14 protein-coding genes are annotated in these 21355 nt (G+C 63.7%); 9 read left to right on the top strand and 5 right to left on the bottom strand.

Features of this window, described 5'->3' with window-relative positions; all coding sequences use genetic code 11:
- Positions 1-9034, bottom strand: a 9034-nt coding sequence (locus tag QRN41_RS25800) for a non-ribosomal peptide synthetase (protein ID WP_285422279.1), incomplete at its 3' end; no start/stop codon positions are given.
- Positions 9035-9243: 209 nt separating this feature from the next.
- Here QRN41_RS25800 and QRN41_RS25795 point away from each other — a divergent pair.
- On the top strand, positions 9244-9495 hold the full coding sequence (locus QRN41_RS25795; RefSeq protein WP_034096965.1) for a type II toxin-antitoxin system HicA family toxin: 252 nt from the start codon (positions 9244-9246) through the stop codon (positions 9493-9495).
- Positions 9492-9854: a type II toxin-antitoxin system HicB family antitoxin gene (locus QRN41_RS25790; RefSeq protein ID WP_034113094.1), complete on the top strand. Its 363-nt coding sequence runs from the start codon at positions 9492-9494 to the stop codon at positions 9852-9854. Before QRN41_RS25795 ends, QRN41_RS25790 begins: the two co-directional genes overlap by 4 nt.
- 4 nt (positions 9855-9858) lie before the next feature.
- On the opposite strand, the gene QRN41_RS25785 is transcribed toward QRN41_RS25790, so the two are convergent.
- From QRN41_RS25785 to QRN41_RS25770, 4 genes are all read right to left on the bottom strand, one after another.
- Complete coding sequence (locus tag QRN41_RS25785) at positions 9859-11031, bottom strand: MFS transporter (RefSeq protein WP_285422278.1); 1173 nt, start codon at positions 11029-11031, stop codon at positions 9859-9861.
- A gap of 41 nt (positions 11032-11072) precedes the next feature.
- Complete coding sequence (locus QRN41_RS25780; protein ID WP_285422277.1) at positions 11073-12428, bottom strand: MATE family efflux transporter; 1356 nt, start codon at positions 12426-12428, stop codon at positions 11073-11075.
- Between the two features lie 270 nt (positions 12429-12698).
- Positions 12699-13550, bottom strand: a complete 852-nt coding sequence (locus tag QRN41_RS25775; protein WP_285422276.1) for a hypothetical protein — start codon at positions 13548-13550, stop codon at positions 12699-12701.
- A 228-nt stretch (positions 13551-13778) separates the two neighbouring features.
- A complete protein-coding gene (locus QRN41_RS25770; RefSeq protein WP_094066985.1) occupies positions 13779-14609 on the bottom strand; it encodes an IclR family transcriptional regulator in 831 nt (276 codons plus the stop codon).
- A gap of 243 nt (positions 14610-14852) precedes the next feature.
- On the opposite strand from QRN41_RS25770, the gene QRN41_RS25765 reads away from it, so the two are divergent.
- The 7 genes from QRN41_RS25765 to QRN41_RS25735 are packed head-to-tail and all read left to right on the top strand — an operon-like array spanning position 14853 to position 21289.
- Positions 14853-15881 (top strand): ABC transporter ATP-binding protein, encoded by a 1029-nt coding sequence (locus QRN41_RS25765; RefSeq protein ID WP_034096960.1) that lies wholly within the window; start codon positions 14853-14855, stop codon positions 15879-15881.
- Positions 15878-16723, top strand: coding sequence for an ABC transporter permease (locus tag QRN41_RS25760; protein WP_047883052.1), 846 nt, complete (start codon positions 15878-15880; stop codon positions 16721-16723). The genes QRN41_RS25765 and QRN41_RS25760 overlap by 4 nt, the downstream gene beginning before the upstream one ends.
- A gap of 4 nt (positions 16724-16727) precedes the next feature.
- Entirely contained in the window at positions 16728-17522 is a 795-nt protein-coding gene (locus QRN41_RS25755) for an ABC transporter permease (protein ID WP_285422275.1), read from the top strand.
- On the top strand, positions 17522-17812 hold the full coding sequence (locus QRN41_RS25750) for a (2Fe-2S)-binding protein (protein WP_034096957.1): 291 nt from the start codon (positions 17522-17524) through the stop codon (positions 17810-17812). Before QRN41_RS25755 ends, QRN41_RS25750 begins: the two co-directional genes overlap by 1 nt.
- The gene (locus QRN41_RS25745) at positions 17809-19152 is read left to right on the top strand and encodes an FAD/NAD(P)-dependent oxidoreductase (protein WP_285422274.1); all 1344 of its coding nucleotides are present in this window, start codon (positions 17809-17811) and stop codon (positions 19150-19152) included. The genes QRN41_RS25750 and QRN41_RS25745 overlap by 4 nt, the downstream gene beginning before the upstream one ends.
- Positions 19149-20246: an NAD(P)/FAD-dependent oxidoreductase gene (locus QRN41_RS25740; RefSeq protein WP_285422273.1), complete on the top strand. Its 1098-nt coding sequence runs from the start codon at positions 19149-19151 to the stop codon at positions 20244-20246. Before QRN41_RS25745 ends, QRN41_RS25740 begins: the two co-directional genes overlap by 4 nt.
- An 11-nt stretch (positions 20247-20257) precedes the next feature.
- Positions 20258-21289, top strand: coding sequence for an ABC transporter substrate-binding protein (locus QRN41_RS25735; RefSeq protein ID WP_034096954.1), 1032 nt, complete (start codon positions 20258-20260; stop codon positions 21287-21289).
- The last annotated feature ends 66 nt before the right edge of the window (positions 21290-21355 follow it).

The raw sequence follows: 21355 nt of genomic DNA, 5'->3' as shown, positions 1-21355 counted from the left end.
TCTGCTGCGGGTCGGCCACCATTGCCTGCAACAGGTTGTGCCAGTGGCGGCCCATGCGCTCGATGGTGGCGGCGGTAAACAGGTCGGTGGCGTAGCTCAACGAAGCGTTGAGCCGCTCCTGGGACTCCTCGATATCCAACACCAGATCGAAATGCGCATTGGTGTCGTCCCACGTCACCGGGGTCATGTCCAAATGCGCCAGACGCTGCAGGTGCTGGCCGGACTGGCTGATATGGTGGTTGAACGCCACCTGGAACAATGGGCTCAAGCTCAGGCTGCGCTCTGGCTGCAGCGCTTCGACCAGTTGCTCGAAGGGCAGGTCCTGATGGGCCTGGGCTTCCAGGGCCCGCTCTTTCACCTGGGCCAACAGTTGGCGCACGCTGACGTGACCATCGATCTCGGCCTTGAGTACCTGGGTATTGACGAAGAAGCCAACCAGACGCTCGGTTTCCACACGGTTGCGGTTGGCAATCGGCACGCCAACGCGAATGTCCTGTTGGCCGCTGTAGCGGTGCAGCAGCGCCTGATAAGACGCCAGCAACAGCATAAACAGGGTCACCCCTTCACTCTGAGCCAGGGCCCTGAGGTCGTCGAGCAGCGGGCTCGACAGGTCAATGGACAAACGCGCGCCACGATGGCTCGGTACCGCCGGGCGCTGATAATCGAACGGCAGCTCCAGCACCGGTTGCTCACCGCCCAGCAGCTCGCGCCAGTAGCTCAGCTGACGCGCCTTCTCGCCCGCCTCCATCCACTGGCGTTGCCACACCGCGTAATCGGCATATTGAATCGGCAGCGCCGGCAATTGCAGGCGCTGGCCCTGACTGCAAGCGCCATAGAGCTGCACCAGCTCGTCGACCATCACCTGCATCGACCAGCCATCGGAAATGATGTGGTGCTGTACCAGCACCAGCACATGCTCATCTTCGGCCAGGCGTAGCAGGTTGACCCGCATCAGCGGCCCCGCACGCAGGTCGAAAGGTTGCGCGATACAGGCTTGCAGCGTGGCTTCAAGGTGCGCTTCATCGGTGTCGAGCACGGCCATGGCAAGGTGTACCTGCGGGCTAATCACCTGCACAGTACGCTCGGCTTCCTGGAGCAGATGGGTGCGCAGGCTCTCGTGGCGAGTGACCAGGGCATCCAGGGCCTGTTGCAGCGCATCGACATTCAACGGCCCCCGCAGACGCAATGCACTGGGCATGTGATACGCCGCACTGGCGGGGTCCAGTTGCCACAGAAACCATTGGCGCTCCTGGGCATAGGACAGTGCCAGCGGCTGCTCGCGCGACACGCTGACCATCGGCGGCGCGGTGTCGGCCTGCACGTCCGCGCACGCCACGGCAAACGCTTGCAGCGTCGGCTGTTCGAACAAGGCGCGCAATGGGACTTCCCGCTTGAGGTCGTGGCGCACCCGAGAGATCACCTGGGTGGCCAGCAAGGAGTGGCCGCCGCGTTCGAAAAAGTGGTCATCCAGCCCCACCGACTCGACCTGCAACACCGCCTGCCAGATGGCCGCCAGTTGCTGTTGCAGCGGGGTTTGCGCGGCACGGTAGGCCTGGGGCGATTGGCTCAGGTCCGGGGCCGGCAGTGCGCGGCGGTCGAGTTTGCCGCTGGGGTTCAAGGGCAGCGCATCGAGCACCACCCAGTGCGCGGGCACCATGTAGTCCGGCAGGGAGCGTTGCAAGGTCGCCGCCAGGGCCTGGGTATTCAGCGGCTGCTCCAGGGCCGGCACGACGTAGGCCACCAGTTGCGCACCGGTCGCGCTCGGCTGGGCGATCACGGCCGCCTCACGTACCTGCGGCAAGCCTTGCAGATGGGCTTCGATTTCGCCCATTTCGATACGGAAGCCGCGCACTTTGACTTGATGGTCGATACGCCCCACATACTCCAGGGCGCCCGCCGCGTTGTAGCGGGCCAGGTCGCCACTGCGGTAGAGCCGCGCACCCGGCGTGCTGGAAAATGGGTCGGGCAGGAAGCGTTCAGCGGTCAACGCCGCGCGGTCGAAGTACCCCTGGGCCAGGCCGACTTCGGCGCCGATGCACAGTTCGCCGACGCCTTCGCTGTCCAGCAGGTCGAAGGCACTGTCGAGCACATACAGCCCACGGCCTTCGATGGCGCGGCCAATCGGTACGCCAAACGCTTCGCTGGCATCCGCCAGTTGGCAGGTGTGCACGCTGGACACCACAGTGGCCTCGGTCGGCCCGTAGGTGTTGACCAGGCGCACAGCGCCCAACCCAGCGGCGTGCCAGGCGCGCAGCCCTTCCACCGACATCGCCTCGCCCCCCACATGCACCTGGCGCAGGTTGCCCAGCGTACGGCCATCCACGGCGCACTCCTTGGCCAGCAGGTACCAGTAGGCCGCCGGCAGGTCGGCCAGGGTCACGCCCTGCTCGACAATTTCCCGCGCCAGTTGCCCGGCGTCCCACAACTCGTCACCGCGCATGATCAGCGCCGCGCCCATGCACAGCGGTGGGTAACACTGCTCGACAAAGCCGTCGAAGCTGAACGTGGCGAACTGCAGCACACGGTCATCGCTACGCAACTGGCTATAGCGGGCGGCGCTGTCGCAGAACTGGCCGAGAGCGGCATGGTCGATGGCCACGCCCTTGGGCTGGCCTGTGGAACCTGAGGTGTAGATCACGTAGGCCAGGTCGGCAGCGGCGGCATGGTTGGGCGGATTGAGCGCCGAGTAGCCCGCCAGCTCCGCCCCCTCGGCACTGAAGTCCAAGCGGGCCAGGCCCTCGGGCAACGGCAGGTCGGCAAGCAGCCCGGTTTCGCTGAGCAGCAGGTTCAAGCGACTGTCGGCCAGCATGTACGCCAAGCGCTCGGCGGGGTATTTGGGGTCCAGCGGCACATAGGCCGCGCCGCTCTTGAGCACGGCCAACAGGCTGACGATCAACTGCGGACCACGGCGACACGCCAGGCCCACGCGCTGGCCGGGAGCAACGCCAAGCTCCAGCAGACGATGAGCCAGACGGTTGGCTCGCGCGTTGAGCTGTGCGTAGCTCAACTGTTCGTTAGCCGCCTGCACGGCCAATGCGTCGGGGGTGCTGGCAGCCTGGGCGGCGATGCGTTCATGCACGCGCGCGCGGCTCTGGGCGGCGGCAGCTGATTGACTGCGGGCGAGCAGTTCGCGCCGGGTGTCGGGCGCCAGCAGCTGCAGGCTGCCCAACGGCGCCTGGGCATCGACGAGCAGTTGCACCAGCAGATGCCGCAGGTTGGCGCCCAGTCGGCCGACCTGCTCGGCACTCAAACGTGCACGGTCGTAGCTGAATTCCAGGCGCAGGCTCGCGCCCAGCTCTATGCCCAGGGTCAGCGGGTAATGGGTGCGTTCGTGGTTGTGCAACGGTCCGAACGTCAGCCCGGCGGGCGCGCCCTGTTTGAGGGCTTCGGCCACCGGGAAGTTTTCGAATACCAGCAAGGTATCGAACAGCGCGCCCTGTTGGCCGGCCCAGCCTTGAATGTCATAGAGCGGCACGTGTTCGTGATCGCGCAGGCTCAGGTTGAGGGTTTGCAACGCGCTGAGCCAATCGGCGGCCGACTGCGAAGGCGACGCCGCGCTGACGATGGGCAAGGTATTGATAAACAGGCCCAACTGCTGCTCGATCCCCGGCAACGGTGCCGAACGCCCGGCCACCGTGGCACCGAAGGCCACGCAGGCTTGGCCGGTGTAACGCTGCAGCAGCAAGGCCCAGGCGCCTTGCAGCACGGTGTTAAGGGTGACTTTACGTGCGCGGGCGAATTCACCGAGGGCGCGGGTGAAGTCGGCGTCCAGCACCATGGGGTAATCGGCCATGCCGGTGCCGTTGGCGGGCACACGCAGCACATCGGCCAGCAGAGTCGGCGCCTCAAGAGGTGCCAAGGCCGCTTTCCAGAACGCTTCGCCGCTGGGTTGTTGCTGCAACCAGCCGAGGTAATCGCGGAACTGCCCCGCCGGCGCAGGTACGGCATGGCCGGCATAGTGAGCGATCACTTCGGCAAGCAACTGGGCGTTACTCCAGCCATCCATCAGGATGTGGTGACTGGTGAATATCAGGTGCCACCCGTGGCCGGCGCCGCGTACCAGCATCAGGCGAAACAGCGGCGCCGCGTCGAGGGCAAAGCCCTTGTCGCGCTCGGCTTCGGCCAGTGCATCCAGATCGGCGCCCGTGTCTTCGATCACCTGCAACTGCAAATCGACATGGCGCCGGATCAGTTGATGGGCGCTGTGCAGGCCCAACCAATGAAAGCTGCTGCGCAGGATGTCATGGCGGTCCAGGGCGGCCTGCCAGGCACGTCCGAACGCCAGCAGGTCCAGGCCTTCGATATCCAGGCGCAGTTGGTTGATATAGGCCTGGGCCTCGGGTTCGTACAAGCTGTGGAACAGCATGCCCTGCTGCATCGGCGACAGCGGGTAGAGATCGGCAATCTGCGGCCCCGCCACAGGCAACCCGTCCAATTGCGCCTGGCTCAGGCGCGCCAGGGGGAAATCCGACGGCGTGACCTGCCCCGCCGGTGTGGCGCAGCACAGCTTGATCACGGCCTTGAGCTCGGCGGCATAGTCGTCCGCCAGACCATGGACGGTCGCCACGTCGAACATCTCGCTGCTGAAGCCCCAACGCAACGCCAGCTCGCCACCGTACACCTGCCCTTCCACTGTCAGCCAATTGGCCAACGGCGCCTCGGGGTCCTGGGCCTGGCCGCTGCCCCGTGGCGAAGGGACGAATAGCGCCGCCTCGTCGAACTGGCGGTCGAATTGGCCCAGGTAGTTGAAGGTAATGCGCGGCGCGGCCTGGCTCGCCAGGCTTGCACGCGCGTCCGGGGTGCCGAGGTAGCGCAGCAGGCCATAGCCGATGCCTTTGTGCGGCACGGCGCGCAGCTGTTCCTTGACCGCCTTGATCGCGCTCGACAACTCGCCGCAGGCCTGCAAGCGCAGCGGGAACAGGCTGGTGAACCAACCGACGGTGCGGCTCAGGTCGAGGCTGTCGAACAGGTCTTCCCGGCCATGGCCTTCCAGTTGGATCAACGCCGCAGGTTGCTGGCTCCAACGGCTGATGATGCGCGCCAGGGCGGTCAGCAGCAGATCGTTGACCTGGGTGCGATAGGCCGCTGGAGCATCCTGCAAGAGCTGGCGGGTGTGCTCGGCGTCGAGGCGGATTTCAAGGGTGCGGCCCAGGCGGTTTTGCAGGCCACCGTGAGGGTTGTCGCAGGGCAGCTCCGTCGCCATGGACTGCGCCTGCCAGTACGGCAGTTGGGCATCAAGGGTCAGTGCATGGGCCTGCAACTGCTGCGCCCATTGTTGGTAGGCGCTGGTTTTGGCTGGCAATGCGGCGTGGCGATAAGCCTGTTGCAGATCGTCCAGCAGCACGCGCCAGGACACGCCGTCGACCACCAGGTGATGGATTACCAGCAGCAGCTGCTGCGTGCCATCGGTCATTGTCAGCAGCACGGCGCGCAGCAACGGGCCGCGTGCCAGGTCCAGGCTGCGCTGGGCCTCATCGCACAATGCGGCCAGCTCGTTCTCGTCGGCGACCTGGGTTTGCCACAATGCTGCCTCAGTGATCGGCGCGGCGTGCTGTTGCTGCCATTGGCCGTCCTGCTCGACGAAGCGCAGGCGCAGGGCATCGTGGTGGTTGATCAACCGGGTCAGGGCCGCTTCCAGGCGTGCCGGTACCAAGGCTTCGCGCGGGGTCAGCAGCAGCGATTGGTTCCAGTGCTGACGCGCCGGGATCGCCTGCTCGAAGAAGCTGGCCTGCACCGGGGTCAGGATTACGTCGCCGCTGACAGGGCCTTGGTCGATCACAGCCAGTTGCTCAAAGCTCGCGACCTGCGCCAGGCCGCGCACGCTCTGGTACTGGAACAGGTCCCGCGGGCTGAGGCGGATACCGGCCTGACGCGCGCGGCTGACCACCTGGATGGAGATGATCGAATCGCCGCCCAGTTCGAAAAAGTTGTCGTCCAGGCCGACCTGGGATACGCCGAGCACATCACTCCAGATCGCCGCCAGCGCCTGTTGCATGGGATTCTGCGGGGCGCTGTAAGCCTGCTGGGGCGCGGCGTCCGGCAGCGGCAAGGCTTTACGGTCGAGCTTGCCGTTGGCGGTCACCGGCAGTTTGGCCAGGTGCACCCAATGGGTCGGCACCATGTATTCCGGCAGGTTGTTGAGCAGCCAGCCCTTGAGGTCGTCCGGCGCGTCACCCTGCGGCACCAGATAGGCCACCAATTGCTTGCCGCCCTGCACCAGCACCACGGCTTCGCGCACTGACGGGTGCTGCAACAGACGTGTTTCGATTTCCCCCAGCTCGATACGCAGACCCCGTAGCTTGACCTGATGATCGAGGCGTCCGAGGTATTCGATCACCCCATCGGCACGCTGGCGCACACGGTCGCCGGTCCGGTACAGACGCGCCCCCGCGGCGAACGGGCTGGGCACGAAGCGCTCGGCGGTCAGCGCGCCACGCCGATGGTAACTGCGTGCCAGGCCAGCGCCGCCCAGGTACAGCTCGCCGGATACCCCGGCGGGCAGCGGGTTGAGCTGGGCGTCGAGCACGTAGGTGCCGAGGTTGGCAATAGGACGGCCGATAGGTACACAGTCGGCGCCTTCGTCGACGCAGGTCCAGTGGGTCACATCGATGGCGGCTTCGGTCGGGCCGTAAAGGTTGTACAGGCCGGCATTCGGCAGCTTGGCGAACACCTGCTGCTGCGCCTCCAGCGGCAAGGCTTCGCCGCTGCACACGATGCGTTTGAGGCTCGCGCAACCCTGCACGCCCGGCTCGTGGATAAACGCTTGCAGCATCGACGGCACAAAGTGCACGGTGGTGATGGCATGGCGTCCGATGCTCTCGATCAGGCGCGCCGGTTCACGGTGTTCGCCGGGGGCCGCAACCACCAGGCGCGCGCCGGTCATCAGCGGCCAGAAGAACTCCCAGACCGACACGTCAAAGCTGAATGGCGTCTTCTGCAACACCGCGTCGCGCACGCCCAAGCCATAGGCTTGCTGCATCCAGCACAGCCGGTTGACCAAAGCGCGATGGCTGTTACCGGCCCCCTTGGGCTTGCCGGTGGAGCCGGAGGTGTAGATCACGTAGGCCAGGTTCAGCGCGTGCACGGTCACTTCGGGCGATGCGCTGCTGTAGCCCTCCAGCCAATCGGCAGGCTGATCGAGGGCAATCGCCCGGATACCCGCAGTGGGCAACGACGGCAGCAGGCTCTGCTGGGTAAGCAGCAGTTGGACGCCGCTGTCTTCAAGCATGTAGGCCAGGCGCTCCCGGGGGTATTCAGGGTCAAGCGGCACATAGGCGCCGCCCGCCTTGAGAATCGCCAGCAGGCCGATGACCATCTCCACCGAACGCTCGGCGCAGATCCCGACCAACCTATCCGGGCCAACGCCCTGCTCGATCAACGCATGGGCCAAACGGTTGGCGCGGGTATCGAGCTGGGCATAGCTCAAGGTGGTATCGCCGAACTGCAAGGCCGGGGCATCCGGGGTGGCGCGTACCTGGTCTTCGATCAGGTGGTGGATGCCGCGCTCAGTGGGATAGGTTTGCGCGGTCTGGTTCCAGGTGTGGGTTACGCGTTGAAGTTCGTCGGCGTCCAGCATGGGCAACTCGCCGATACGCTGCTCGCCATCGCCCACCATGGCGTGCAGCAGGCTGATCCAGTGGCGGGCCATACGCTCGATGGACGGCGCGTCGAACAGGTCGTTGGCGTAGGTCAGCGCGGCGTGCAGGGTGCCGGATTTTTCATAGGTATCCAGGGTCAGGTCGAACTGGGTAGTACGGCCTTGCCACTCCACCAGGGCCAGCTCCAGGCCCGAGGCGGTGCTGACCGAGGCGATATCGGCCACCACCGGCTGGTGGTTGTACATCACCTGGAACAGCGGCGTATGGCTCAGGCTACGTTCGACGTGCAGCGCTTCCACCAGGCGCTCGAAGGGCAATTCCTGATGGGCCTGGGCGCCGAGGGCATGCTCCTTGATGGCTTGCAGCAGTTCGGCGACGCGGGTTTGCCCGGTCAATTCGGTGCGCAGCACCTGAGTGTTGACGAAGAAGCCAATCAGCCCCTCGACTTCCGTGCGGTTGCGGTTGGCGATCGGCACGCCGACGCGGATATCACCCTGGCCGGTATAGCGATGCAGCAGCACGTTGAATACACCCAGCAACAGCATGAACAGAGTGACATTGTGGCGCTGCGCACAACTGCGCAATTGCGCGGCAAGGTCCGCATCAATCGCGAAGTGATGGCGAGTGCCCTGATAGCTGGGCATGGCCGGGCGCGGACGGTCGGTGGGCAGCTCCAGCACTGGGTGCTCATCCCCCAGGCGCGCCTGCCAGTAATCCAGTTGCCGCGCCTGCTCCCCCGCTTCCAGCCAGCGGCGCTGCCACAGGGCGTAGTCGCTGTATTGGATCGGCAGCGGCGGCAGTCGGGGTGTTTCGTTGCGTTCGTAGGCATCGTAGCTGCGGATGAATTCGTCGATCAGCACGTTCATCGACCAACCGTCGGAGACGATATGGTGCAGGGTCAGCAGCAGCACATGCTCCTGTTCGGCGAGTTTGAGCAGTTGCACGCGCAGCAGCGGACCGTGTTCCAGATCGAACGGCAACAGCGACTGGCGCACCGCCGCGTCGCTCACCGCTTGCTCCCGTTCGGCCAGCGGCAGGTCGCTCAGGTCGAGCGGCTCCACCGCCACCGATGGCTCAATGGCCACCTGGGACAAGCGTTCATCAGCCTGGCGCTGAAACACCGTGCGCAGGGTTTCGTGGCGCTCGACCAGACTGGCGAACGCCTGCTCCATAGCCCGCAAGCTCAGCGTGCCTTTGAGCCGCACCGCGCCCGGCAAGTTATAGGCGCCACTGGCCGGGTCCAATTGCCAAAGAAACCACATGCGCTGCTGCGCGTAGGACAACGCCTGGCGATCCTCCGCCTGCACCCCGGCCGGAATCGGAAACCGCGAAAACTCCACGCCTTCTGTCTGTAAGGCCTGCAAGAACCGCTGGCGTTTTTCCAGGGGCAACCCGATAAACCGGCGAGCAAGTTTCAAGGAGTCTTCAGCATTCATTTCTTGGGATCCGGAGCAATAGGCAGGAAGCACAAAGGCACGTCGTCCCTATAAAACGAATCGCGAAAGGAAAAATTAGCGAGGGGATGCAGGCGCGAAACCGAGCGTCATCAAGGGTTACACCTGTGACGGGAAAGATGCACGTAACCGAGCTAGCATTGACGCAAACCACTCTCTGCAACTACATTTAGTTACACGCAAGGAACGCCGTGTCCAAAAATGAAAAGCTGCTGGCCAAACTGCTCAATGAGCAAATGGCATTTACATGGCCCGAACTCGTCACGCTGCTGCGTCGCCTGGGCTACACACAGATCGAAGGGGCTGGAAGCCGCGTCAAGTTCGACAGTGGCGACCCCACTGCCATGATCACGCTGCACAAGCCTCACCCTGGCAACGAACTGAAGCACTACATTCGACGCCAGATCATCGAACAATTGAAATCAGGAGAACTGATTCAGTGAACAACCAACTCAAACACAAAGGCTACATCGGCTCTATCGAGGCCAGCCTTGAAGACAACTGCCTGTTCGGCAAGATCTTGTTCATCAAGGCGCTGATCAGCTACGAAGGAAAAACCGTCGCTGATTTGGATGCGGCTTTTCAGGCGGCCGTGGACGACTATCTCGTGACGTGCCAGAACCTTGGTCAAACCCCGGAAAAGCCCTGCAAGGGCTCTTTCAATGTGCGGGTTGGGCATGACCTGCATTTGGCTGCGGCGCTGGCGGCGACCCGCAAGAAAGTCACGCTCAATGACCTGACGCGTCAGGCGCTGAATGAGTTCCTGCAACATCACTTCGCAGAACTTCACCCCAGCGCATAGCAAACTACCCCAACCGCCGATACCCCAGTAATGCCGCCCCCAGCACCACGCCCCCCGCGGCCAGCGCCACCCAGAACCCGCTGGCGGCACCGAAGTGGTCGATCATCCAGCCGGAACTCGCGGCGCCAATGGCTACCCCGATGCTCAGGCCGGTGATCAGCCAGGTCATGCCTTCGGTCAGGCGGCTGGGCGGGACGAGGCGTTCCACCAGGGCCATGGAGACGATCAGCGTTGGCGCGAAAAACAGCCCGGAGATAAAAATCGCCACGGCCAGGCCGGGGATATTGCTTACCCACAGCAACGGCACGGTGGTCAGCGCCGTCGCCGCCCCGCAAGCGAGGAACTGCCGAGGCAAGGACGCCTTGAACTTGAGCGCGCCGAAGGCCAGCCCGGCCAGGCACGAGCCGATGGCGTACACCGACAGCACAATGCTCGCCGCCGCCGGCTGGCCCTGCTGCTGGGCGAACGCCACGCTGACCACATCCACCACGCCGACGATCACGCCCATGGCCAGCAGCAGGATCATCAGGATCAGCACCGAGGGCGACGCGATCAGCCAGCGGCCGTGATGATCCTGATGCGCATGCACCGGCGGTTCGGTCTCGCGCTGCAACACGAAGGTGGTGACACCTACGGCCAGCAGCAGCGCCGCCGCTAACGGCCCGGCCTCGGGAAACACTACGACGCTCAGCCCGACCGAAATCGGCGGGCCGATGATAAAGCACACCTCATCGAGCACCGACTCCAGGGCAAACGCCGTGCGCAATCGGGGTTGGCCGCGATACACCTCGGTCCAGCGTGCTCGCACCATGGCTGACATATTCGGCATGCAGCCGCACAGCGCGGCAAATACAAACAGGGTCCAGGTCGGTGCCTGCAGGCGCGTGCATAACAACAACAGTAATAACGCGCCGCCGCCAATCAACGCAGCGATCGGCAGCACCCGGCCCTGCCCGTAGCGATCCACCAAGCGCGAGACCTGCGGCGCACAAAACGCCGTGGCCAGGGCAAACACCGCCGCCACCGAGCCCGCCAGGCCATAGCCACCCTGCACTTGCGAGAGCATGGTGATCAGGCCGATACCGGTCATCGACACCGGCATGCGCGCAAGCATGCCCGCCAGCACAAAGGCGCGGGCGCCGGGAACATGGAATAAATCCGCGTAAGGGTTGGCCATGACTCAGACGCCTTCTGTGCAGAATGTGCGCGTTCTTTCCATCACACCAACCGTTTGATCTGCTTATGCCGCCATACCAACCGGTAATACGCGGTCTGCAGCCCGAGCATCGCCAGGTAGGTGACCGGGAACGCCATCCACACCCCTTCCAGACCGAAATGCGCATTGAACAGGTAGGCCATCGGCAACTCGACGCACAGCACGCAGAAAATCGAAATCGCTACCGGCATCAGCACCACGCCACTGGCGCGCATGATGCCCCCCACCACAGCCTGAAAGCCGAACACCAGGATGCTCCACAACATGATGTGCAACAGGTGTTCAGCGTTGACCCGCGCCTGCGCCTCAGTGATGAACAGCCCCAGCAACCAGTGCGACAGTGCATAGCCGAGCACAATCAGGCCGCCGGTCAGGCAGGTATTGATCAGCAGGCCGGTGCGCAGGATCGGGCCGATGCGCTCCAGGCGCCCGGCGCCGATTGCCTGGGCGCCGAGTATCGAGGCCGTGATGGCTATCGACAAGGCCGGGAACTGCACGTAGTTGACGATCTGCGTCACCGCGCCATAAGCCGCAGTGGCTTGGGAGCCGTGGCCGTTGACCAGCGCCAGGATGACCAATTCCGACAGCGACAACACCACCATTTGCAGGCCGGTGGGCAAGCCGATACGCAGCACTTTGCCGAGAATCGCGCGGTCCAGGCGTAAAGCCGCAAGTAACTCGCGGCCCGGCGCCATCACATGCTGTTTGCGGCGCAGGCGCAGGATCAAAAACAGCATCGCCGCCCCGTTGCCCACCAGACCGGCGTACACCGCGCTCTGGATGCCCAAGGGCGGCAGGCCGACCCAGCCGCCAATCAACGCGGGAGTCAGCAGCAGGCCCACCAGGGTCGAGACCATCAGCGCCAGCAAGGGTGAAATGGTGTCACTGACGCCGCGCAACAGTTGGGTGTAGAGGATGAACACCAGCAGCAACGGCATGATCAGCATCATCATCCGCGCATAGCCGACCGCATCGTCGAGCACATCCAGCGGCGTGCCAAGGGCCTGTAACGCCGAGCGCGCAAACAGACTGCCCAGCACCGCCGCACTCACGCCCACCAGCGCGCCCAGGGCCAGCGTAGCGCCGGTGATGGACTTGACCATTGCGGTTTCCTGAGCACCCCACGCCTGGCCGATCAACACCGACGCGCCCGCCCCCAGGCCGATCACCAGGGCGATGAAAAAAAACACCACCGGGAACATCCCCGACACTGCTGCCAGGGCCTGGGTGCCGAGCATTTGCCCGACATAGATGCCATTGAGGGTGCCGGACAAACTTTGCAGGAAGTTGGACAGCACCATCGGTGCGAGAAAGATCAGGTAGACCTGCCACAGCGGACGTTGCAAAGGGCTTTGCATGAAAAAACCGGGCCTCGGAGAGCTAGAGCGTCCGAGGGTTATACCGTAATTGGATCCTATCTTCCCGTGCTTTATCCGGTCACGGCCCATGAAGGTCCTGATGGGTCGAGTGGGGTCATCGCTGAGCGTCCTGCAATTGGCCAAATACGATTAATGGTGCGGCCTACATCGTAGGCAGCACCTTGATTGTCATATTCGATCCAGTAACGATTGATGACCTGTCTGCTTTAAATCACTTGGTCGACATGCTGCATCTTCAGGCGCATCTCGTTACTTGGACAGACGCTCAACGGTGTCGCGCCCTATGATTGTGTCGGGTTTATCACTTTCGTCCATAGAGTCCATTTTTCGATTGAACGAAGGACGACTGATGATCTCAAGGGCCAACAAAGTCAGCCGATCACTGACCGGATCCCCCGTCAGAGGCTTTGCTGCAACGTCGCGAAGCGATTCCTGAGTTATTTTGTTGTTTTCGTTAGGCTTGAAATAATCAAAATTATTACCCAACTCCAAGGCCAGATCTGAGTCTTTGGCATTCTTAAAATTAGAAGCGACCTCAGCATTCTGTGGGCTCATGCCGTTCTCCATTGGAGAATAATTACGGGCCCAGCTGTCGCCATACCCACTCTCGATACGCTGACGCTGCATGCAGTCGTTAGGCATCTCCAATCCCTCGGGCATTCCGCGCATGCTGGAGAAAACATCTTCCGCGTCATACAGAGCCATAGCCTCGAACACGTCTGTCGGAAAGATACGATCACTCTGCCAGCCGCGATTGATGGCGCCATCGTGCTTGCTGTCCAACCGGACATTTTGGGTGATCTCCCGGGCGAGCATTGTCATCCGATCGTGAAAGAAATCGCCGCTCATTGGACGCTCGCCAGTGCGCGCAAGTGCGTCACGCGAAACGAAACGCGATCCTGGCTCTGCGAAACGAGATTCTGGCTCTGCGAAATAGCCGAAGTTGTTTGCAAACTCTCCCAAAATACGCGACGGAGTCATGCCTCCATTGTTATAGGCAGACTGACCTGCACCAAGCAATTGGCCATTGCTAACGGGCATTGGGTTGTAGGTAAATTCATTGTTAAAGAAATTTCGCGCAGGCGGACAAAACACGTTCATAGTCGTTCCTCGTTAATAGAGTCTTTCACTATTAACCCAGGCAAACCCTACACTGGGTCAACGCCGCATGTGTGGCGGCCTATAACTCAACAGTTCCAGCGATCCGTCGTGAAAGTACTATCGACTGCACGAACAGTAGGTTTTCCTACTCAGACCAAAGCCAAGACCGCAGTGAGAAATACCTCTACGACAGAGTAGGGATAGCCTTCCGTCCAAGCATCGCCAGGCTCAATCGCCAAACGTCTTCGACGGCCTACGCAACGTCGGATCAAAGGGATTGAGCCTCGGCCCGATGGCGGCGGCTTCGCGCTTGAGCAACTCCACCACCATCGGCAAGCGGCTCGGCCCCAAGCGATCACTGATGGTCGCCACACTCAACGCAGCCACCGCGTGCCCCTCGCGATTGAGGATCGGTACCGCCAGGCCCGCCATGCCTTCCAGCACCCCGGTATTGCGCGCCGCATAGCCCAGGGTGCGCACGTTCTCCACTTCCGACCGCAGCAGCACTTCGTCGTAGAGGTGAAAGTCCTTGAGCCGGGGCAGGTTGTAGCGGATCACGGTTTCGCGTTCTTCCTCCGGCAAGTAGGCCAGGATGGCCAGGCTGCCCTGCCCCACACCCAGGGCGACGCGCCCACCGATGTCGCCGGTGAAGGTGCGGATCGGGTACGGACCTTCGCTGCGGTCCAGGCAAATCGCATCGAAGCCGCTGCGCGCCAGCAAAAACAGCGAATCGCCCAAGGAGGCGCTCAGGCGCAACAGACTCGGTCGCACCAGGTCGCGCAGGTTGCCGGTCTTGCCCGCATTGGCCGCCAGGGCGAAGAACTCCAGGCTCAGGCGATAGCGCTTGCTGCGCGCATCCTGCTCCACCATGCCCTCTTCCACCAGGCTGCGTAGCAGGCGGTGGGTGGTGGGTTGCGAAAGGCCGACCTGTTGCGCGAGCTGTGTCACCCGTTCGCCGCCCTCGCAGACTTCGCCCAATGCGCGCAACAACGCAAACACGCGCGACACAGCACCGGCGCCAACTTCCTTGAGATTCTCATTCCGCTCAGTGGAATCCATACCGCATATTCTCGCTATTAATTCTGTTGAATGAATAAAACTGAAAAAAGCAGTTCGTTCAGTGAAATTCCATCTTTCGCGCATCCTAGTCTTCGTCCTAATCTGCGTCCACAGGGGCGAAAACGAACAACACGCGGCAGCCGACTCAAGATCGAGCGCCAACGCACCCGCAGTACGCTTTTCGCATCTGCCCAAAACAAAAAAAGCGCGTTTCGACGCGACTGAAAAAGGTGGAACGCAGACATGGCATTTCTCCAACTCAACGCCTTGAGCAAACGCTACGGCGCCGTCGACGCCGTGGTCGCCACCGACCTGGCCGTGGAAAAAGGCGAGTTCGTTTCCCTGCTCGGCCCTTCGGGCTGTGGCAAGACCACCACCCTGCAAATGATCGCCGGCTTCGTCGAGGTGACCAGCGGCCAGATCCTGCTGGATGGGCGCGACATCACCCACGCCAAGCCCGCCAGCCGTGGCCTGGGCGTGGTGTTCCAGAGCTACGCGCTGTTCCCGCACATGAGCGTGCGCGACAACGTCGCCTTCGGCCTGAAGATGCGCAAAGTGCCCGCCGCCGAGATCGCCAGCAAGGTCAAGACCGTGCTCGACCTGGTGCGCCTGGCTCCCCACGCCGAGCGTTACCCGCGTGAGCTGTCCGGCGGCCAGCGCCAACGCGTGGCCCTGGCGCGCGCCTTGGTGATCGAACCGCCAGTGCTGCTGCTGGATGAGCCGCTGTCCAACCTCGACGCCAACCTGCGCGAAGAGATGCAGTTCGAGATCCGCCGCATCCAGTGCGCGGTAGGCATCACCACGCTGATGGTCACCCATGACCAGGCCGAAGCGCTGTCCATCAGCGACCGCGTGGTGGTGATGGAGGCCGGCCGCGTGACCCAGATCGACGCGCCCTACACCCTCTACGAACACCCGCGCACACGCTTTATTTCTGACTTCGTAGGCAAGGCCAACCTGTTGCCCGGCGATTACGACGCCCTCGGCACGCCGCAAGTGCGGCAGGCAAGCGGCGACGGCGAACTGACCCTCAGCCTGCGCCCGGAGAAAATCCAACTGGTGAATGCCGGCAGCGGCCGCCTGCAAGGCCAGGTGCTCGACCGCTTCTTCTTCGGCAGCCAATGGCTGTACCGCATCCACACTTCGCTGGGTGAAATCACCGTGGTGCGCGCCAACGATGGCAGCGCACCGCTGGGCAACGGCGCAGCGGTGGGCCTTGAGTGGCCGGCCGAGTTGCTGCGGGTGCTGGCTGCCGACGAGGTACGCCCATGAGTCGGGGCTATCTGCTGTCACTGCCGGCGCTGCTGCTGTTTACCGGGCTGCTGATCCTGCCGTTGGGGCTGACCCTGGTGCTGTCGTTCAACGTGTTCGACTACCAAGTGGGGGTGAAGGCCCATGAGTGGACCCTCGCCCATTACCTGGCGCTGTTCAGCGATGCGTATTTCTACGAGATCTTCTGGCGCACGTTCTGGATCAGCGCGTTGGTCACCTTGCTGTGCGTGGTGATCGGCGTGCCGGAGGCCTACATCCTCAGCCGCATGGGTACACCGTGGCGCTCGATCTTTCTGATCCTGATCCTCACCCCGCTGCTGATATCGGTAGTGGTGCGCGCGTTCGGCTGGAGCCTGCTGTTAGGGGCCGATGGCCTGGTCAACCAATTGATTCAACTACTCGGCGGGCGCCCGGTGAAGCTGTTGTACACGCCGTTCGCGGTGATCATCGCGCTGGTGCATGTGATGCTGCCGTTCATGATCATTCCGGTATGGACCTCGCTGCAAAAGCTCGACCCGTCGGCCGAGCAGGCGGCGCTGTCCCTTGGCGCCAGCCAGGCCACGGTGATGCGCAAGATCGTGTTACCCCAGGTGATGCCGGGGGTGCTGTCCGGCACCCTGATTGTGTTCGGCCTGGCCGCCAGTTCGTTCGCGATCCCCGGCCTGCTCGGCGGACGCCGCCTGAAAATGGTCGCCACCGTGGTGTACGACCAGTACCTCTCGGAACTCAACTGGCCCATGGGCGCGACCATCGCGGTGGTGCTGTTGCTGGTCAATCTGCTGATCATGCTGAGCTGGAACCGCCTGCTCGAAAGCCGTTACAAAAAGTCCCTGGGGGTTTAGACACATGTCCAGAAACGGTCCTTTGGCCCTCGGCTTCCATGGCTTGGTGGTGCTGTTCATGATGGCGCCGCTGGTGGTGGTATGCCTGGTGGCGTTTACCCCGGAGAACACCTTGAGTCTGCCGACCGAGGGTTTCTCCCTGCGCTGGTTCCGCGCGGTGTTCGAGCGTGCCGACTTTATCCAGGCGTTCTACAACAGCCTGATCCTGGCGTTCAGCGCCGCGACCCTGGCCACGCTGATCGCAGTGCCGGCGGCGTTGGCGATCAGTCGCTACTCGTTTCCGGGGCGCGACTTTTTCAGCGCCTTGTTCCTGTCGCCGATCATCATTCCGCACCTGGTGCTGGGAGTGGCGATGCTGCGCCTGTTCGCCTTGATGGGAGTGAACGGCAGCTTCACTTGGCTGATGCTCGCCCACGTCGTGATCATCACCCCGTACGTGCTGCGCCTGGTGCTGGCGGCGGCCATCGGCATCGACCGCAGCGCCGAGCAGGCCGCCGAATCCTTGGGGGCCGGTCGCTTTACGCTGTTTCGCCAGATCACCCTGCCGATGATCCTGCCCGGCGTGGCCGGCGGCTGGCTGCTGGCGTTTATCAACAGTTTCGATGAAGTGACTTTGTCGATTTTCGTCAGCTCGCCGGCGACCCAAACCCTGCCGGTGCGCATGTACGTGTACGCCACCGAATCCATCGATCCGATGATGGCGGCGGTGTCGGCGCTGGTGATCGCGCTGACGGCAGCGACCATGATTCTGTTGGACCGGGTCTACGGCCTGGACCGCGTACTGGTGGGGAAACATTGATGGGCCTGTTCAAACGCTTGGCCGAAACCGCGCGCCCTGTGGTCGCGTTTACCCTCGACGGTCAGCCGGCCAGCGCCTTGCTCGGCGACACCCTGCTGACCGCCGTGCTGACCTGCAGCGAGCACCTGCGCGGCAGCGACTTCAGCGCCGAGCGCCGCGCCGGGTTTTGCCTGATGGGCGCCTGCCAGGATTGCTGGGTGCGGCTGGAGGACGGCCGGCGCGTGCGGGCCTGTTCGACCCTGCTGGAAGAAGGCCAGGCGATCCGCCGTGATCCGGGGCGTACCGCATGAAGCCGGTGGTGATTGTGGGCGCAGGCCCGGCGGGCATCAGCGCGGCGCGCACCCTGCTCGATTACGGCATCCGCGCCTGCCTGGTGGACGAAGGGCTGCGCGGCGGCGGGCAGATTTATCGGCGCCAACCCGAAGGCTTCCAGCGCACCGCCCAGCAGCTCTATGGCTTCGAAGCGGGCAAGGCCCAGGCCGTGCATCGCACCCTGGATGAGTTGGCCCACTTGATCGACTATCGGCCACGCACCCTGGTGTGGAATGCCGAGGACCAGCGCCTGGACCTACTCACGGATAACCGCGCCGACAGCGTCGAGTATTCGCGGCTGATCGTCGCCACCGGTGCCACCGACCGTATCCTGCCGGTGCCGGGTTGGACCTTGCCCGGTGTCTACAGCCTGGGCGCGGCGCAGATCGCCTTGAAGTACCAAGGCTGCGCCATCGGTGAGCGGGTGGCGCTGTGTGGCAGCGGGCCTTTGTTGTATTTGGTGGCATACCAATACGCCAAGGCCGGCGCGACGGTGGTAGCGGTGCTCGACAGCGCACCGTTCAGCGCCCAGTGCCGCGCGCTGCCGGCCCTGCTCGGGCAACCGGCGACGCTGGCCAAGGGCATGTACTACCGCGCCTGGCTGACGGCCCACGGGGTACCCGTGCATCAGGGCGCGACGCTGGCGCAGATCGACGGTGTGCAACGGGTCAGCGGCATTCGTTGGGGCGCCCACACCCTCGCCTGCGACGCCGTCGCCTTCGCCCATGCCCTGCGCAGCGAAACCCAACTGGCCGATCTGCTCGGTTGTGCATTCGCCTGGAACCCCTTGAACCGCGCCTGGCTGCCCACCCGCGACAGCGCCGGACGCAGCAGCGTAAACGGCGTGTACCTGGCAGGTGACGGCGCCGCAATCATGGGCGCGGACGCTGCGCAAATGGCCGGCGAACGCGCGGCGCTGGCGCTACTGGAAGACGCCGGCGTCGCCACCGATCGGCACAGGCCCGCCGTGCTGGAACAGCAATTGGCGCGCATCCAGCGCTTTCGCCTGGGGCTGGAGACCGCGTTTCCCTTTCCAGAAAAGTGGGCGGCACAAGCGCCGGACAATCTGACCGTGTGTCGCTGCGAAGAAGTCAGCGCCGGAGATATCCGCGCGGTGGTGGACGACGGTCACTGGGAGATCAATCGGGTCAAGGCCCACTGCCGCGTCGGCATGGGGCGCTGCCAGGGCCGGTTGTGTGGGTTGGCGGCAGCGGAGATTGTCGCTGAGCGCAGCGGCCGCAGCGTGGAGGACGTCGGTCGCCTACGTGGTCAAGCCCCGATCAAGCCGCTGCCGTTTGGCGTGCAGGTGCAGCCATGAGCGACGTGATCGTACTGGGAGGCGGTATTGTTGGCGCGTCGGCGGCGTTGATGCTCGCCCAAAAAGGCCAGCGCGTGACGCTGGTGGAGCGTGACTTTTGCGGCTCCCATTCCAGCGGCGTCAATTACGGCGGCGTGCGCCGCCAGGGTCGGCCCCTGCATCAATTGCCACTGTCGCAGCGCGCCCATCAGATATGGGGCGAGTTACCGGGTTTGATCGGCATCGACGGCGAATACGTGCGCTGCGGGCATCTGAAATTGGCCCGCAGCGCCGCCGATTTCGCCGCGCTGCACGCCTACGCCGAGCGCACCCGCGAGTTTGATCTGGGCCTGCAACTGCTGGATCGCGCCGAACTGCGCGCGCGTTTTCCGTGGGTGGGCGACGTGGCGGTCGGCGCCTCGCTGTGCCCGGAAGACGGGCACGCCAACCCGCGCCTGGTGTCACCGGCCTTTGCCCGCGCGGCGCAGTGTCACGGTGCGGTCGTGCACGAACAGGCCGAAGTGGTGCGCATCGAGCACGATGGCCGCGTGTTCCAAGTGCACTGCGCCAATGGCCTGCACTTGCACGCGCCATGGCTGTTGAACTGTGCCGGTGCCTGGGCCGGCAGCGTGGCCGCACAGTTCGGTGAACCGGTGCCGATCACCTCGGCGCACCCGGCGATGCTGGTGACCGAGCCGCTGCCGGTAGTGATGGACGTGAGCACCGGCGTCGAAGGCGGCGGGATCTATGCGCGCCAGGTGGCGCGAGGCAATTGCATCCTGGGTGGCGGGCGTGGTTTTGCCCTCGGGCCGCGTCAGGCACGCCCCGGGCAAGCGGCAGTGCTGGAGATTCTGCGCAATGCCGCCGAGCTGTACCCGTTTCTTCAGGGCGCCCAGGCGATCCGCACCTGGAGCGGCACCGAAGGTTACCTGCCCGATCATGAACCTGTGATCGGTCCCAGCAGCACCACACCGGGTCTGCTCCACGGTTTCGGCTTTGCCGGCGCCGGGTTCCAGCTCGGCCCTGCCGTCGGTGAAGCCTTGGCAGAGATCGTCTGCTCGGGCGCCAGCCGTCAGCCCATCGAAGCGTTTTCCATCCGTCGATTCCAAGCCTGAGAGGAAAAACCATGAACCCACGTAATGCGCTGTCCTGCTTGACCCTCGCCCTGTTCGCCGCCGGTGCCCATGCCGCGCCGACGCTGTATCTGGGCATGAACGGCGGCACCATGGAACGGGTGTATGCCGATAAAGTACTGCCCGCGTTCGAGAAGGCCAACAACGTCAAAGTGGTGATCGTACCCGGCACCTCGTCGGACATTCTCGCCAAGGTCCAGGCCAATAAAAACAACCCGCAGATGCATGTGATGTTCCTCGACGACGGCATCATGTACCGCGCCATTTCCATGGGCCTGTGCGACAAACTCACGCCCAGCCCGACCCTGGAGCAAATCCCGGCCAAGGCGAAAATCAAGGACCAAGCGGTGGCCGTGACCCTGGGCGTCACCGGCCTGGGCTACAACGCCAGGCTGTTCAAGGAAAAAGGCTGGGCCGCCCCGACGTCGTGGATGGACCTGGCCGACCCACGCTTCAAGGACAAAGTGGTGTTCCAGTCCCTGGCCTCCTCCACCTTCGGCCTGCACGGCTTCTTGATGTTCAACCGTTTGCAGGGCGGCGATGAGACCAACGTAGACCCCGGCTTCAAGGCCTGGCCGAAAACCGTCGGCCCCAACGTACTGGAATACATCGCCAGCTCGGCGAAAATCTCCGAGATGGTGCAGACCGACGAAGCCGCGATCTTCCCTCTCACCCCAACCCAGGTCGCCACCCAGAAACTGCTCGGCGTACCGATGGAATATGCGCAACCCAAGGAAGGCGCGGTGGTGCTCAACGTCGCCGAATGCGTAATCGCCCGCAACGATCAGCCGGAGCTGGCGCAGAAACTCGCGGCCTACCTGCTGAGCGCCGAAGCCCAGGCGCCGGCGCTGGAGGAAGGTGACCAGATCCCCTCGAACCCGACCACGCCGACCACCGACAAAACCCGCGCGCGGGTGGAGGCGATGCAGGGTTATTTGCAAACAGCGATTTCGATTGATTGGGACCAGGTGAACCAGGCGCGACCGGAGTGGAACGCGCGGTGGAGTCGGTCGATTGAGCGGTAGAGCGCGGGGCCAGCCCGCTCACCACAGAGTTATTTCAGCCTTTGAAACGTGTGTAGAGATCTATGG

Source organism: Pseudomonas sp. efr-133-TYG-23, assembly GCF_030209215.1.
Lineage (GTDB): Bacteria > Pseudomonadota > Gammaproteobacteria > Pseudomonadales > Pseudomonadaceae > Aquipseudomonas > Aquipseudomonas rhodesiae.
This window is presented reverse-complemented; position numbering and strand designations above follow the sequence as displayed.

Excerpts from the sequence above, each read along its gene's own strand:
- QRN41_RS25785 (WP_285422278.1), bottom strand. The coding sequence starts at position 11,031 with ATGGCCAACCCTTACGCGGATTTATTCCATGTTCCCGGCGCCCGCGCC.
- QRN41_RS25780 (WP_285422277.1), bottom strand. The coding sequence starts at position 12,428 with ATGCAAAGCCCTTTGCAACGTCCGCTGTGGCAGGTCTACCTGATCTTT.
- QRN41_RS25775 (WP_285422276.1), bottom strand. The coding sequence starts at position 13,550 with ATGAACGTGTTTTGTCCGCCTGCGCGAAATTTCTTTAACAATGAATTT.
- QRN41_RS25770 (WP_094066985.1), bottom strand. The coding sequence starts at position 14,609 with ATGGATTCCACTGAGCGGAATGAGAATCTCAAGGAAGTTGGCGCCGGT.
- QRN41_RS25765 (WP_034096960.1), top strand. The coding sequence starts at position 14,853 with ATGGCATTTCTCCAACTCAACGCCTTGAGCAAACGCTACGGCGCCGTC.
- QRN41_RS25760 (WP_047883052.1), top strand. The coding sequence starts at position 15,878 with ATGAGTCGGGGCTATCTGCTGTCACTGCCGGCGCTGCTGCTGTTTACC.
- QRN41_RS25755 (WP_285422275.1), top strand. The coding sequence starts at position 16,728 with ATGTCCAGAAACGGTCCTTTGGCCCTCGGCTTCCATGGCTTGGTGGTG.
- QRN41_RS25750 (WP_034096957.1), top strand. The coding sequence starts at position 17,522 with ATGGGCCTGTTCAAACGCTTGGCCGAAACCGCGCGCCCTGTGGTCGCG.
- QRN41_RS25745 (WP_285422274.1), top strand. The coding sequence starts at position 17,809 with ATGAAGCCGGTGGTGATTGTGGGCGCAGGCCCGGCGGGCATCAGCGCG.
- QRN41_RS25740 (WP_285422273.1), top strand. The coding sequence starts at position 19,149 with ATGAGCGACGTGATCGTACTGGGAGGCGGTATTGTTGGCGCGTCGGCG.
- QRN41_RS25735 (WP_034096954.1), top strand. The coding sequence starts at position 20,258 with ATGAACCCACGTAATGCGCTGTCCTGCTTGACCCTCGCCCTGTTCGCC.